This window comes from Saccharothrix lopnurensis (assembly GCF_042658445.1).
GTDB lineage: Bacteria > Actinomycetota > Actinomycetes > Mycobacteriales > Pseudonocardiaceae > Actinosynnema > Actinosynnema lopnurensis.
The window spans coordinates 258,775-272,401 of sequence record NZ_JBHSQO010000001.1 but is presented as its reverse complement, the minus strand read 5'-3'; the positions used below and the strand labels follow the sequence as shown (position 1 = coordinate 272,401).

The following is a 13,627-nucleotide window of genomic DNA, read 5'->3' as shown; positions in this document are numbered from 1 at the left end:
CGCCGTGTCGCGGGCCGGGTCCTTTACCTCAAGCCTTTCCCAAATCCACTACAGGTGTGACCTGCATCTCCCTATTCTGCTCGCATGAGACTGCTGTTCTGGATCGCGCTGACCAGCGCGTTGGCGGTCGAGGGGGCCATGGTCCTGCCGTTGCTGGGGGGCATGGTGATCGTCGGCTGCGCCGACGCGCGCTTCTGGCGCGGGGTGCGCTCGCTTCGTGCTCGGGATTTCCTCATCGGTTGACCACGGGGCGGGACCACTGTCGAATTGCCTGCCGCACAAGGCAAGAGGTGTGCCCGCGAGTAGCTCCGCGGTGACGCTCCGCGCCCGGTGCGGGTGTTGACCGGACGGTGCGTCGCCGGGGCGTGACGGGGCGGTTGTGTCGCCGGATCGGCGGGGTCCGGTGGCGCGGTGCGGGTCGTCGAATCCCGGCCGGTTCGGGGGATCAGCCCGGCCCGTCGAGGTCGTCGAGTTGGCGCTGTGTCCGGGCGGCGTCGTCGCGGCCCTGCTCTTGGTACAGCCGCAACGCTTCCCGCCACACCGCGCGAGCCCGCTCGTGGTCCCCCAGGGCGACCAGGGGGTGGCCGAGCCGGTCGAGGGTATCGGCGCACCGGTAGGTGTTGCCCAGTTCGCGGCGCAACGCCAAGGACTGCTCGTAGTGGTCGACGGCCCGGTCGTGGTGCCCGTCGCGGTGCTCGACGTAGCCGAGCGTGTCCAGGGTGGCCGCGGCTCCCGCCGGGTTGTCGTGGCGGCGGTGCAGGGCGAGTGCGGCCCGACCGCGGGCGCGGGCCTCTTCGTGCTCGCCGAGGCGGGCCTCGCACCAGGCCACCTGGTTGAGCGCGTTGGCCTCCCACACCGGTTGGCCGAGTGCCCGGAAGAGCTCCAGCGCGCGCAGGGCGTGCTCCAGGCCCCGCCGGTCGTCCCCCTGCCCGACCAGGGCCCACCCGAGTTCCCGGTGGGAGTGGGCTTGCTGGACCGCGTCGCCGTGGCTCTCGGCCACCGCGAGGCCCCGGCCCAGGTGCTCGATCCCCGCGTCGTGGAGCCCGAGGTCCGCGTGGGCGCGTCCCAGGTGCCGGTGGGCGCGCACGAGGGTCGCCGCGGGCAGGTGCCCGGCGACGTCCAGCACGACGCGCCACGCGGCGATGCGCTCGCGGAGGTGCCCCCGGCGGTCGTGGTAGCTCGCCAGCGACCACGCCAGGTCCGCGGCGGTGCGGTACGAGGCGCTGCCGGCGGCGGCGCGCTGGGTCTCCAGCAGGTTGACGTGCTCGACGTCGAACCAGGCCAGGGCCGCGGCGGCGTCGGGCAGGTCGAGGTGGTTCGCGGCCCCGGCGGACGGATCGGGCCGCAGGGGCTGCCGGTGGGGGTTGAGCAGGCGGTCGGCGGCGTGGGCCGTGCGGAGGTAGAAGTCGGACACCCGCCGCAGCGCCGCCCCTCGCGCTCCCGCGTCCACCTCACGGCCGGCCGTGACGGCGGCGTACTCGCGCACGAGGTCGTGCATGTGGTGACGGCCGCCGGGAGCGCGGTCCACCAGCGAAGCGTCGGTCAGCGCCCGCAGCACCGCGTACGTCTCCCCCACCGGCAGGTCGAGGAGGGCGGCGGTGGCGGGCAGCCCGGCGTGCGGTCCGGGGATGGTCCCCAGCAACGCGAACGCCAGGCGTTGCCGGTCGGTGAGCCGGCGCAGGGACCAGGACAGCACCGCGGGCAGGCTCGCGGCGGGGTCGGTGTCGTGGTCGAGCGCCTCAAGGCCCGCGCCGCGCAGTTCGGTGGTGAACTCCGCCAGCGGGGTGGTGGGGTGGGTGGCGGCGCGGCGAGTGGCGATGGTCAGGGCCAGGGGCTGGTGTCCGCACAACCCGATCAGCTCGTCGGCCGCGCCGGGCTCGGCGGCCACGCGTCCCGCGCCGAGGCGCGCGGTCACCACGGCTCGGGCCTCCTCGTGGGAGAGGACGCCCAGGCGCAGGCGGTGAGCGCCGTACCGGTCGATCAGCGAGGACGGCACGGCGCGGCTCGTGACCAGCACGGCGCACGACGCGGTGCCGGGCAGCAGCGGCACGACCTGATCGGCGGTGGCGGCGTTGTCCAGCATGACCAGCACGCGCTTGCCGGTCATCAGGCTGCGGTACAGCGCGGCCTGCGCGTCCAGGTCCGGGGGCAGGCCCTCGGGACCGGCGCCCAGGGCGTTCAGGAACCCGCGCACCGCCTCGCCGGGGTCGGCCGGCCGGCCGGTGGGGCTGAAACCGCGCAGGTCGACGAACAACTGCCCGTCGGGGAACCTGTCGAGGTTGCGGTGGGCCCAGGTCAGGGCGAGGCAGGTCTTGCCGATCCCACCCGCCCCGTCGACCACCGAGATCCCCAGCGCCTCGCCCGCCCGGTCGACGGTGACGCCGTCCGGTGCCGCGGTGCCGGGGCCGTCCGGCGGGGCGGTGGCCAGGACCCGGTCCAGTGCGGCCAGCTCGGCCACCCTGCCGGTGAACACCCGCGGCGCGGCGGGCAGTTGGCGCGGCACGACCCGCCGCACGGGCCCGTGCACCACCTGCCGCACCTCGACCACCGCATCGCGACCGGCCTGGACCGTCACCGCCGAGCCCGATGCGACCACGTGCTGACCGGTCCCGGCCGGCAACCCGCCGCTGCCACCGGCCACCTCGTCCGCCATGCCCACCTCGTCCCGGTCCCACCGGTCGACCACCGGCACGCACACCATCGAGCCCATCGGGCGCCGGCACACCGCAGGTCTGCGGACGAGAGGGGCGGAGCCGGCTCCCTCGCCGTGCCGGTTCCGCCCCGGGCCACCGGAAGCGGCGCTCAGCAGTGCTTGCGCAGGATCGACCCGGTGGTGCCCGGCAGCGACACCGACGTGACGGCCGCGCCGCGCTCGTCGGTGTGCGTGCCGGTGCCCAGCCGGACGGTGACCGGGCCCGAAGCGGTCCGGTTGGCGTTGACGACCACCGTGCCGCAGGCGAAGTCCCGCTGGAACACGTTGCTCGCCACCCGGCGGTACGGACCGGAGGGCTCGCCCAGGTCCCAGTCGTACTCGGCGCGCCACGGCGACGGGTCGTCGTAGCCGTCGGTCTCGTCGACGTCGGCGATCGCGGCCCGCTCGCCGGCGGCCATCAGGTAGCTGGCCAACGCGTAGCGGTAGGGCCGGTCCTGGCCGTGGGTGAAGTGCGGCTGCACCCAGGTGATCTTGCCGCGCGCCTCGTTCGAGGCGATCTGGGCGACCTGCCTGCTCCAGCCCTCGGGGTACTCCGACAGCAGGTTCGTGTCGTCGAAGGTCAGCCACCACTCGTCGAAACCGCCGTCGAGGTGCTCGGTGTAGGCGTCCCACGCGCCGGCGTGCAGGCGGGCGTTGGACAGGTTCGCGACGGTCTTCAAGCCGGCCGCGACGAAATCGTCCCGGGTGCCCGCCAGCATCGACAGGTAGGCGTCCTGCAACGCCGCGTCGGTCGGGTACTTCGCCGGGCACACGCCCTCGTGGTAGGCGTCGCACGGGAACAGCGCGTTGTCCATGAGCACGCCGTCGAACCCGGACGCGGTGCTGCTCTTGATCACGTTGGCCGCCCACGCCCGCTGGTAGGCGGTGTTGCCGACGTCCATCTGCCAGTGACCGGAATAGCCGCTGTACTCGAACCGGCGACCGTTCGGGTCGAGCAGGAACCACTCGGGGTGGTGGCGTTCCGCCTCGCAGTAACCGACACCGGTCGGCAGCTGCGCGTCGTCCACCCCGCTTCGGCACGCGTAGGAGCGGGTGGAGGTCAGGTCCTTGTAGACGAACACCTGGACGTCCGGGTTGGCCGCCTTGAGCTTGGGGACCAGCGCGCCTTCCCAGGCGTTGAGCACGATGTAGGCACGCCTGCGCGCCTCGGTGGCCAGGGTGGCGTCCGAGACCGGCGACCCGTTCCAGTGCAGCCAGAACGACTGGACCCGCCCACCTCCGCCCGTGTCCCCGGCCGCGCCGGCGCCCGCCGACCCGGCCGGTGCGACGAGTGCCGCCGCCGTCGTGATGCCCACCAGGACGAGGAGCAGTATGCGGATCCGGCCGCTTCGCGCACAGCGGTGGCGACCGCGTTCTTGCCGGTCGAGCAGGGACATGCCGAACTCCCGTTGCGGCAGGCGGCACCCACTGCTGATCACGCCGATCAGGTCGGCGGCAACAGGGAACAATGGGCGTGCCCGCCCTCGTATTGGCTGCGCGCCGATCTTCTACTGACTGGTAGGTGAACGCGCAGCGGCAGTAAAACCGTTGCTCGGCGGGGAGGTCAAGTAATCTGCGCCACACTACGCACGAAATTCGCCGTCTCCATTGGGCGCAACTTTTTCGGTCAACTGGCGAAAAGATCATGGCGATTCGGTGGACGATTGTTCGCACATCGTGTAAAGACCCCGGGCCGCGGGCCGGTATTCGTGGCCCACCCGGGCCGCGGCCACGGCCCGGGTGGCGGTCGGGTGCCCGCGAGTCGAACGCGGTGCTCCCTGATCCCAAATCAGGTGGGGTCGCCGTGCCCCTCGCACCCGGTGACCCGCCGACGATCGTCGGCGGGGAGTGCCCCTGCCGGGACTCGAACCCGGGACCTCCGCGTTCGTAGCGCGGCGCTCTGTCCGACTGAGCTACAGGGACTTCGGTGGAGCCGGTGTGCACCGGCTCGTCAAAAACCGCCCGGATCGGTTTCCCGATGGGCGGTTCCCGTACGCCTGATTCCGATCAGGGTGGGGAGACCGCGCGGTTCACCGGAATTTCGGGCCGGGCCGAGGTGACGTCGCGCCGGTTGCGGAACGGGCACGCGGCGAGGATCGCGGCGTGGCGCGGCGAGCGCTGCGGCCCTCGATTTCCCGTGATCGCCACAATCCCGACCTTTCGTTCCCGGTGTGCGCCGAGTATGGATCTCCGCCGCAGCGGGTCGCAACGGGTTTTCCGCCTTTGTCGACGCCCACCACGTCGGCCCGAGCCCGCACGTCACGCGAGATCGGCCACCGCGGCACCGCGCGGGGTGGTCGGCGGACGACCGCGCGGACGACCCGGGTGGGTGACCCGGGGGAAGAGCCGGGCGGCCGCCGACCCCCGCCGCCGGGTCACCGGAATCCCGGAGCGCGCCCACCGGGAACTGTCAACCGTTGAAGAATGACCGGACAATTACCGCGCCATTGCGATCTTCCGTTGCGCGACGACGGACGAAAGTTTTCCCCACCCGACTGCACCGAATATCCGGACACCCACGACCGTTCGGCTGAATACCCTCCCACGAACAGCGCATCGCTGCGTCCGTTCGTGTTCTTCCCCCTGTTTTTCCTGGTCACCGCCCCCGGACGATCTTAGTATCCCCTAGCGTGCAGTGCCGATCGACCCCACCCGACGAAAGCGACCGCGCAATCCACGAATAGTGATCATCGCCATGGGGGCCGCATGACCGAGGCGGAGTTGATCGCCGCGTACCGGGCGATGTGCCTGATCCGGGTCTTCGAGGAAGAGGTCCTGGGGATGACCGCGGCCGGGCTGGTCCCGGGTTTCGTGCACCCCTGCACCGGGCACGAGGCCGTCGCGGTCGGGGTGCTCGCCCACCGGACCCCCGAGGAGTGGGTGGTCAGCTACTACCGCTGCCACGGGCACGCGCTGGCCTGCGGTTCCGACCCGCTCGCCGTGATGCGCGAGATCCTCACCCGCCAGGGCGGCCTGTGCGGCGGCAAGGGCGGGTCGATGCACCTGGCGGACCGCGCCAACCGGTTCCTCGGCGCCAGCTCGATCGTGGCCGCGCAGCTGCCGATCTCGGCGGGCGTCGCCCTGAACGAGCAGCGCGCCGGCGACGGCCGCGCGGTGGTCGTGTTCTGCGGTGACGGCGCGCTGGGGGCCGGCGTCGCCTACGAGACGCTGACCACCGCGCGGCACCTCCGGCTGCCGCTGCTGGTGGTGTGCGAGGACAACGGGTGGCAGGACCACACGCCGAGCCACGAGGTGAGCTCGCTGTCCCCGGCCGAGCTCGTCGGCGGGCTCGGCGTCGGGCACCGCCTGGTCGACGGCAACGACGTCGTCGAGGTCGCCAGCGCGGCGGCGGAGCTGCTCGCCGAGTGCCGGGCCGGCGCCGGTCCCCGCGTCCTGGTGGCGCGGACCTACCTGCGGCACTTCCACGCGCAGTCCGGCCGCGACGTGCCGCCCGAGTACCGGCCGGCGGCCGAGGTCGACCACTGGCGCGGGCGCGACCCGCTGGAGGTGGCGGCCAACGGGCTGCTCGCCCTGGGCGTCGACCCGGCCCCGGTGCGCGCCTCGGCGGCCGAGGAGGTCGCCGGGGTGGTCGCGGACGCCCTGGCCACGCCGGAACCGGAGCCCGCGTCCGCGACGACGGCGGTGGCCGTCGCCGGCTGGGCCGGGCCCGCCTGATGGCCCGCCGCCACCCGGCGTCCGCCGCGCTGCGCGCCGCGCTGGAGGAGCAGCCGGACCTCGCCGTGCTGTGCACCCACCACCCGGCCGCCCACCGCGAGCTGTTCGGCGCCGACCGGATGGTCCAGCTGCCGATCGCCGAGAACGCCATGCTGGGCATGGCGACCGGCATGGCGCTGACCGGGCGGCGCGTGCTGGTGAACGTCGCGCGGGCCGCGTTCCTGTTCAGCGCGTTCGACCCGCTGGTGAACCAGGCGACCAAGTGGCGCTACCTGACCGACGGCCAGTTCCGGGTGCCGCTCGCGATCCGCGCGCTCACCAGGGGCGGCGAGCACCTGGGCGCCCAGCACGAGCACGCGCCGCACGCGATGCTGGCGCAGGTGCCGGGGCTGGTCGTGGCGGTGCCGGGCTCGCCCAACTCGGCCGCGGGGCTGCTCGCCGCCGCGCTGCGCCACCCCGACCCGGTGGTGGTGCTGGAGTCGCCCGCGCTGTTCGCGCCCGGCTGGGAGTCGCTGCCCGAACCGGAGCCGACCCCGGCGGCGCTGCCGTTCGGCGTGCCCAACCGGGTCACCGCGGGGCGGGACGTGACGCTGGTCGGCATCGGCAACACGGTGCGCACGGTGCTGGGCGCGGCGACCTCGCTCGCCGGGCACGGGCGCGCCGCCCAGGTCGTCGACCTGCGGACCGCCGCGCCGCTGGACGTCGCGCTGCTGTCCGAGCTGGTGGCGGCCACCAACGGCGCGGTGCTGGTGGACGAGGCGCCGCCGGCGTGCTCGCTCATGCACTCCCTGGCCTACCAGCTCGTCGCGGCCGGCGCGGTGGCGCCCGACCGGGTGCGGGTGGTCAGCGGCGCGGCCTGCCCGGCGCCCGTCAACCCCGGCTTGCAGGCCGTGCTCGCCCCCGACGTGCCCGCCGTGGTCGACGCCGCGCTGGCCGCGCTGGGGTCGTCGACACTCACGAAGGGATCGGTCTGAATGGGACTGCTGCGCCCCGAGGCCCTCGACGCCGACGAGCTGACCTACCGCATCTTCGGCCTGGGCCTGGACAGCACGCCGTGGCGGGTCGAGGACGTGATCGCGAGCGGTTCGTTCACCCGGGACGCGAAGCGGGCGGAGCTGGCCTGGAAGCTGGCCTCCCGCGGCTACTACGCCGAGCAGGCGGGACTGGTGGCCGCCGCGACCCTCGCCGTGCAGACCGAGGACACGGCGCTGCGGTTCAGCCTCGCCACCGCCGTCTCGGACGAGGCGCGGCACGCCGACGCCTTCTACCACTACGCCAGGGCGGTGGGCGGCGAGCCGGAGGAGTGCCAGGAGATGGTCGAGCCGCTCGACGAGGGCCTGACCGCGCTGCCGTACCTGGGCAAGGCGCTCGTGCACACGATGCTGGAGGGCTTCGCCGCCGACGAGTTCCTGCTGCTGCGCCAGGTGTTCGCGGACGACCCGCTCGGCAGGCTGTACCACCACATCCGGCACGACGAGGTCAGGCACATCGCGATCGGCATGAACTACCTCGTGCGCGAGTCCAGGACGCCCGAGGGGCGCGCGGCGTGGCACGAGCACGGCGAGGGGTGGATCGAGACCGGGCTGGGGCTGACCGGGCTCGCCGGCGTGGCGAGGTGGCTCGGCGGGCTGACCGGTCGCGAGCCCGCCGAGGTCCACGACTGGTTCCTGCACCGGCACCGGATCCGGTTGCGGGCGGTGGGGATCGAGACGGCGGGAGGAGGTGACGTGACATGAAGATCAAGAAGGTGGAGATCAAGACGACCGTGACTGGGGTGTGCAAGTACCTCCAGGGCGGTGACCTGGCGGCCAAGCGGAACACCGCGAAGTAGCAGTTCGGAACCGGGTGGGACCGGCGCGCCGGTCCCACCCGAGTCGGTCCGCCCCAACGCTTCCCCAGGAGGAGCCGTGCCCAGGTCGACGTGCCTCGCCGCCATGCCGTGGCAGGCCATCGAGTCGCCGTCGTTGCCGTTGGGCCTGCTGCGGGCCTGCTGCGCGGCCGAGGGTCTGCCCGTGCCGCGCGCCTACCACGGCGGGCTGCGGCTGACCGAGTTCCTGATGACCGCCACGGACGGCGAGCTCGGCGCCGCCGACTACACCGACGTCGCCGAGAACGGGCTGTTCCACGGCCTGGGCGACTGGGTGTTCACCGGCGTGCTGCACGACGACCCGGACTTCGGCGTCACCGCGCTGGACGACTACCTCACCAGGCACTCGGTCGACGTCGAGCGGGCGCGGAAGATCCGGCCCTACGCGGCGGAGTTCGTCGAGCTGGCCGCGGCCGAGATCCTCGACGGCGCGCCGGACACGGTCGGCTTCAGCACCACGTTCATGCAGAACGTGCCGAGCCTGGCGGTGGCGCGGCGGATCAAGCAGCTCGCGCCCGAGGTCGCGATCGTCTTCGGCGGTGGCAACTGCGACGGTGACATGGGCATCGCGCTGCACCGCAACTACCGGTTCGTGGATTACGTGGTGCGCGGCGAGGGCGAGGTGGCGTTCCCGGCGCTGCTGCGCGCGCTGGAGGGCGAGGTGCCGTTCGCCGACGTGCCCGGCCTGTGCTGGTGGGACGGCGACACCCGGCGGGTCAACGCCACCCAGCGCCACCCCGTGCCGCCCGGCCGGATCCCGGTGCCGGACTTCGACGACTGGTTCGCCCACCTCGACGCCTCGCCGGTGCGCAGCCACGTCGAGCCCAAGCTCGTGGTGGAGACCGCGCGCGGCTGCTGGTGGGGCGAGGCGCACCACTGCACGTTCTGCGGGCTGAACGGGACGCTCATGGAGTTCCGGTCCAAGTCGCCGGACCGGGTGCTCGACGAGCTGGCCCACCTGGTCTCCCGGCACCAGGTGCTGGACGTGATCACCGTGGACAACATCATCGACAACAACTACTTCCGCACCGTGCTGCCCCGGATCGCCGAGCTGGGCTGGGACCTGCGGGTGCACTACGAGCTGAAGTCCAACCTGAAGCCCGCCGAGATCGAGGTCCTGCGCCGGGCGGGCGTCGCCCACGTGCAGCCCGGCATCGAGTCCCTGGTCAGCCCGGTGCTCAAGATGATGGACAAGGGCGTGTCCGGGCTGCGGAACGTCCGCTCGCTGCGCGACTGCGAGTCCAACGGGCTGACCGTGTCGTGGAACTGGCTCTACGGGTTCCCGGGCGAGACCGCGGCCGAGTACGCCGACGTGGTGCGGCAGCTGCCCGCGCTGTGCCACCTGCAACCGCCCTCGGCGGCGGGCCGGATCCTGCTGGAGCGGTTCAGCCCGTACTACGACAACCCGGCGCTCGGCTTCCCGGAGCGCAGCAGCGCGGACCTCTACGCGCACGTCTACCGGCTCCCCGAGGCGGAGAAGGCCGACCTGGTGTACCTGTTCGACACGCCGGACCGGGGGCTGTCCGAGGCGGAGGCGGCCGAGCTGGTCGCGCTCGTGCACGCCTGGCACGACCTCTACCCGGACAGCTACCTGCGGCGGCTCGACGAGGACGGCGCGGTCGTGCTCCAGGACCGCCGGGTCGGCTGGCCGCACGAGGACGTCGTGATCGAGGACCCGGACCTCGTGGCCGCCTACCGGGAGCTGGAGCAGGGCAGGACGCTCCCGGCGCTGCTGCGCCGGCTCGGCGACGCGGGCCGGCACCCGGACCCGGACGACCTGCGGGCCTGGCTGGACGCATTGCTGAGCCGCGGGCTGGTGTTCGCGGAAGCGGACGGCTACCTCGCGCTGGCGACCACCGCCGCGCCGGTGAAGGTGGGGTGACGGGGATGACCCGGACGACGACGGGCGCCGGTCTGGTGACGCGGGAGCCGCGCGGGGAGGGCACCGGGCGCACGCTGGTCCTGGAGCGGTGGGGCACCGCCGCGCCGGCCGAGATCGCCGCGGCGGGCTACGAGCGGGTGCTCGTCGAGGAGCCGGTGATGGCCGGCGCCGACCTCGACGAGGACCTGCGGCTGCTGCGGTTCCTGAGCGGGTGCACCAGCCACACGCTGCGCCTGGACTGGGTGCTCGGCGGGTTACCGCTGGTCGGGCCGCGGGACCTGCACCACCTCGTGCCGCCGGCGCGGGGCGTCGGCGACGCGGTCGGGTGCGTGGCCGCGTGGCGCGACGCCTACCGGTACGGCGCCTACTACTACCGCGTCGGGCCCGGCTTCGTGACGGTGAAGGACGTCCGCCCCGACGGCGAGAGCGTCCACCTGACCATCGACGGCGAGAGCGCCGACCAGTTCCGCGCTCTCGCCGGGGCCACGTCGCCGGCCGACCTGGACGAGGCGGCCACCGAGGCCCTCGCCGACGCGGTGGAGTTCGGCCTGGCCCTGCGCGGCGCCGACACCGTGCTGGTGCTGCCGTTCCGGATGCGCCACTGGCCCGTTCCCTACGTCGCGGCGTAGCGGGGCCCTTCACCGGGCCGGTGTCACCGGGTCGACGTCACCTGACCGGGCGTCACCGCACCGGGTCCGGCGTCGGTTCGGTGCGCCAGCCCGGCAGCCAGTACGGGGTCAGGCTGAGCACGCCCACCACCAGGCCGACCGCGATCGCGCCCGGCGCCCCGAGGGGACCGGCCAGGACCGCGCCGAGGACCGCGCCCACCGGGGCGCCGAACATCGGCCCCAGCAGCACGGTGCTGAACACGCGGCCCTGGAGCACGTCCGGGGTGCGTTCCTGGCGCAGGGTCGCCACGCTCACCCGGAACACCGAGATCGAGAGGCCGAACAGGAACTCGTAGACGGCCAGCACCACCAGGGGTGAGAGCAGCGACGCGGACAGGATGAGGCCGAACGAGGCGACCGCGATCGTGTCGGACAGGGTGGCGGCCCTGGTCAGGCCGAGGCGCCGGACCACGCGGGGCGCCAGCGCGCTGCCGGCGAGCAGGCCGACGTTGCCGACCATGGCCGCGATGCCGAGGGCGATCGGCGAGAGCCCCAGGTCCTGGTAGGCGTACGGGAAGTACAGGCTGCCGATCAGGCCGCCGCTGACGTTGAACACCGTGGTGCCCACCAGGATGCGCCGCAGCAGGGGGTCCGCGAGCACCACCTGGACCCCGAGCCACGCGGCGCGGCGCGGCCGGTCCGACGCCCGGCGGTCCGGCGCGGGGTCGCGCAGGCGCACCAGCAGCAGCGCGGCGAGCAGCTGGCTCACGCCGTCGACCAGCAGCGCGAAGCCGGCGCCGATCCAGCCGACCACGATGCCGCCCGCGCCGGGGCCGACCATGGTGCCCAGCGAGCGGCCGAACGTCAGGCCCGCGTTGGCGGACAGCAGTTGCTGCCCGCCGACCAGTGCGGGGACGAGGGCCTGCGCGGCGACCTGGACGACGGTCGAGGTGACCCCGACGCCGACGGCCACCGCGAACAGCCAGCCGGTCGTCAGCAGGCCGCCGGCCGTCAGCGCGGGCACCGCGAGCACCACCAGCCCGCCCGCCAGCAGGCCGAACACGGCCGCGCGGGCGCGGTCGGCGCGGTCGACCCACACCCCGACCGGCAGGCTCACCAGCGCCTGCGAGGCCAGCGACGTCGCGTACAGCAGGGCGACCGTCGATGCCGAGGCGTCCAGCAGGGTCAGCGCGACCAGCGGCAGGGCGAACTCGGTGACGCTCGCGCCGAACGAGGTCACCCCGTTGGCCACGACCAGGTTCCGCACGGCGCCGAGGCGCCCACCAGGGCTCAAGCCGGCTTCCCGGGTCGGAAGTCGCGCAGCGCCTTGCCCAGCCGCGCCACCAGGTCCGCGACGTCGGGCGGGTCGATGACCAGCGTCGGCATGAGCGGCAGCACCCCGACGGAGAAGCTCGTCAGCAGGCCGTGGTCCCGGCACGCGAGCCGCAGCCGGTTGGTGTCGGTCAGCGACCACGGCGTGCCGTCCCGGTACGCCAGCTCGATGCCGATCATCATGCCCTCGCCGCCGACCGCGCGCACCGCGGGGACGTCGGAGAGCCCGTCGCGCAGCGCGTCGCGCAGGGCCGCGGCCCGGTCGCGCACGTCCTCGAAGAAGCCGGGCGCGGTGATCACGTCCAGCACCGCGGCGCCGGCGGCCATGCCGATCGGGTGACCGTCGGTCGTGGAGCCGTTGAGGAAGCCCACGCGGTGCTCGGTGCCGTGGAGCGCGTCGTAGATCGGGCGGGACACGGCGAGCGCGGCCAGCGGGAAGTAGCCGGCGCTCAGCCCCTTGCCCAGCACCACCATGTCCGGCACGTCGGCCAGCCGCTCGCTGACGGTCATGGCGCCCGCCCGGCCCGCGCCGGTGGTGATCTCGTCGGCGATCACGTGGATGCCGCGGGCGCGGCACTCGGCGATCAGCGCGTCGAGGTAGCGGTGCGGCACCGGTTGGACGAACGTGCCGAGCACCGGCTCCACCATGACGGCGGTGACCCGCTCCGCGCCGATCTCGTCGACCAGGTCGAGCACCGGGCGCACGGGGTCGTCGTCGCCGTCGGTGAAGTCCGGGGTCGGCGCGGTGCGGACGAACCGGTCGAGCGGCGCGGAGAACCGGTGGAACACCTCCTCGCCGGTCAGCGCGGTGGCCAGCGGACCGGTGCCGTGGTAGCTGCCCTTCACGGTGATGACGTGGGTGCGCTCGGGCTCGCCGGTCATCCGCCGGTGGAACCGCGACAGCATGGCGGCGGCCTCGGTCATCTGGCTGCCGGTGTTGCCGAACCTGATGTGGTCCAGCGGGCCGGGCAGCGCGGCGGCGAGCCGGGCCGCGTACTCGGCCGCGACGCGCGTCGGGTGCTCGTAGCGCATCACCGTGCCCGAGGGCAGCACGTCCAGCTGCGCGCGCATGGCGGCCTTCACCGGCTCGCAGGAGTAGCCGAGGGTGACGTTCCACATCGAGGAGCGGGCGTCGAGGTACTCGCGGCCGGCCGCGTCTCGCACCCTGCTGCCCGCGCCGCTGACCAGGAACATGTCCGGATCGGAATCGCGGAAGAAGTCCGCCATCGGCGCGTTGCCGTGCCAGAGGTGGTAGCTGTCCGAGTCGAACATGGTGCTCTTCCCTCCCCCGGCCGATCGGAAATCAACCCGGTAAAGGCGATAAACGCCGAACCCGTCGACCCGAATCGGGTCAGGACATTAGGTGCGCGGCGCGGGCAACATCAACTGCCGCATGAACAATCCACTCATTCGGCCTAACCGGGGTTTGTCGGTTCGACCCGTTCCGGTCGCGGGTCCGGGATGCCCCGGTCGGCTGTTCCGGTGAGCCCGGTGTGGGCCGATGGGCGGATTCCCGCTGCACCCGGCTCTTCCCGGCCGGCCGACGACCCGGATGATCACGACCACCCCGG

The 13,627-nt window shown here is 73.4% G+C and carries 10 protein-coding genes and 1 tRNA gene; 6 read left to right on the top strand and 5 right to left on the bottom strand.

The window, feature by feature from the left end; translation table 11 throughout:
* Nucleotides 1-84: 84 nt before the first annotated feature.
* Nucleotides 85-243 (top strand): hypothetical protein, encoded by a 159-nt coding sequence (locus ACFP3R_RS01210; protein WP_380631871.1) that lies wholly within the window; start codon nt 85-87, stop codon nt 241-243.
* Nucleotides 244-445: 202 nt separating this feature from the next.
* Here the strand turns inward: ACFP3R_RS01210 and ACFP3R_RS01205 are convergent, their stop codons facing one another.
* The 3 genes from ACFP3R_RS01205 to ACFP3R_RS01195 all read right to left on the bottom strand — a co-directional run bounded on the left by ACFP3R_RS01205 (nt 446) and on the right by ACFP3R_RS01195 (nt 4,615).
* Nucleotides 446-2,710 (bottom strand): ATP-binding protein, encoded by a 2,265-nt coding sequence (locus tag ACFP3R_RS01205; protein ID WP_380631869.1) that lies wholly within the window; start codon nt 2,708-2,710, stop codon nt 446-448.
* A gap of 92 nt (nt 2,711-2,802) precedes the next feature.
* On the bottom strand, nt 2,803-4,008 hold the full coding sequence (locus tag ACFP3R_RS01200; protein ID WP_380631867.1) for a putative glycoside hydrolase family 15 protein: 1,206 nt from the start codon (nt 4,006-4,008) through the stop codon (nt 2,803-2,805).
* A 533-nt stretch (nt 4,009-4,541) separates the two neighbouring features.
* Nucleotides 4,542-4,615, bottom strand: a tRNA-Arg gene (locus ACFP3R_RS01195).
* Nucleotides 4,616-5,398: 783 nt separating this feature from the next.
* Here ACFP3R_RS01195 and ACFP3R_RS01190 point away from each other — a divergent pair.
* The 5 genes from ACFP3R_RS01190 (at nt 5,399) to ACFP3R_RS01170 (ending at nt 10,745) form a co-directional block, all read left to right on the top strand.
* Nucleotides 5,399-6,367: a thiamine pyrophosphate-dependent dehydrogenase E1 component subunit alpha gene (locus tag ACFP3R_RS01190; protein WP_380631865.1), complete on the top strand. Its 969-nt coding sequence runs from the start codon at nt 5,399-5,401 to the stop codon at nt 6,365-6,367.
* Nucleotides 6,367-7,341, top strand: coding sequence for a transketolase C-terminal domain-containing protein (locus tag ACFP3R_RS01185; RefSeq protein WP_380631864.1), 975 nt, complete (start codon nt 6,367-6,369; stop codon nt 7,339-7,341). Before ACFP3R_RS01190 ends, ACFP3R_RS01185 begins: the two co-directional genes overlap by 1 nt.
* Nucleotides 7,342-8,103, top strand: a complete 762-nt coding sequence (locus tag ACFP3R_RS01180; protein WP_380631862.1) for a ferritin-like domain-containing protein — start codon at nt 7,342-7,344, stop codon at nt 8,101-8,103. It abuts the gene before it with no gap.
* 171 nt (nt 8,104-8,274) lie between these two features.
* Entirely contained in the window at nt 8,275-10,116 is a 1,842-nt protein-coding gene (locus ACFP3R_RS01175; protein WP_380631860.1) for a RiPP maturation radical SAM C-methyltransferase, read from the top strand.
* Between the two features lie 5 nt (nt 10,117-10,121).
* On the top strand, nt 10,122-10,745 hold the full coding sequence (locus tag ACFP3R_RS01170) for a DUF5825 family protein (RefSeq protein WP_380631859.1): 624 nt from the start codon (nt 10,122-10,124) through the stop codon (nt 10,743-10,745).
* 52 nt (nt 10,746-10,797) lie between these two features.
* Here ACFP3R_RS01170 and ACFP3R_RS01165 read toward each other — a convergent pair whose 3' ends face one another.
* Nucleotides 10,798-12,018 (bottom strand): MFS transporter, encoded by a 1,221-nt coding sequence (locus ACFP3R_RS01165; protein ID WP_380631857.1) that lies wholly within the window; start codon nt 12,016-12,018, stop codon nt 10,798-10,800.
* Nucleotides 12,015-13,328, bottom strand: coding sequence for an aminotransferase class III-fold pyridoxal phosphate-dependent enzyme (locus tag ACFP3R_RS01160; RefSeq protein WP_380631855.1), 1,314 nt, complete (start codon nt 13,326-13,328; stop codon nt 12,015-12,017). Before ACFP3R_RS01160 ends, ACFP3R_RS01165 begins: the two co-directional genes overlap by 4 nt.
* Nucleotides 13,329-13,627 lie beyond the last annotated feature (299 nt).

Bases quoted from the DNA above. Each gene is read 5' to 3' on its own strand.
- ACFP3R_RS01205 (WP_380631869.1), bottom strand. From the start codon at position 2,710: ATGGGCTCGATGGTGTGCGTGCCGGTGGTCGACCGGTGGGACCGGGAC.
- ACFP3R_RS01170 (WP_380631859.1), top strand. From the start codon at position 10,122: ATGACCCGGACGACGACGGGCGCCGGTCTGGTGACGCGGGAGCCGCGC.
- ACFP3R_RS01160 (WP_380631855.1), bottom strand. From the start codon at position 13,328: ATGTTCGACTCGGACAGCTACCACCTCTGGCACGGCAACGCGCCGATG.
- ACFP3R_RS01190 (WP_380631865.1), top strand. From the start codon at position 5,399: ATGACCGAGGCGGAGTTGATCGCCGCGTACCGGGCGATGTGCCTGATC.
- ACFP3R_RS01180 (WP_380631862.1), top strand. From the start codon at position 7,342: ATGGGACTGCTGCGCCCCGAGGCCCTCGACGCCGACGAGCTGACCTAC.
- ACFP3R_RS01185 (WP_380631864.1), top strand. From the start codon at position 6,367: ATGGCCCGCCGCCACCCGGCGTCCGCCGCGCTGCGCGCCGCGCTGGAG.
- ACFP3R_RS01210 (WP_380631871.1), top strand. From the start codon at position 85: ATGAGACTGCTGTTCTGGATCGCGCTGACCAGCGCGTTGGCGGTCGAG.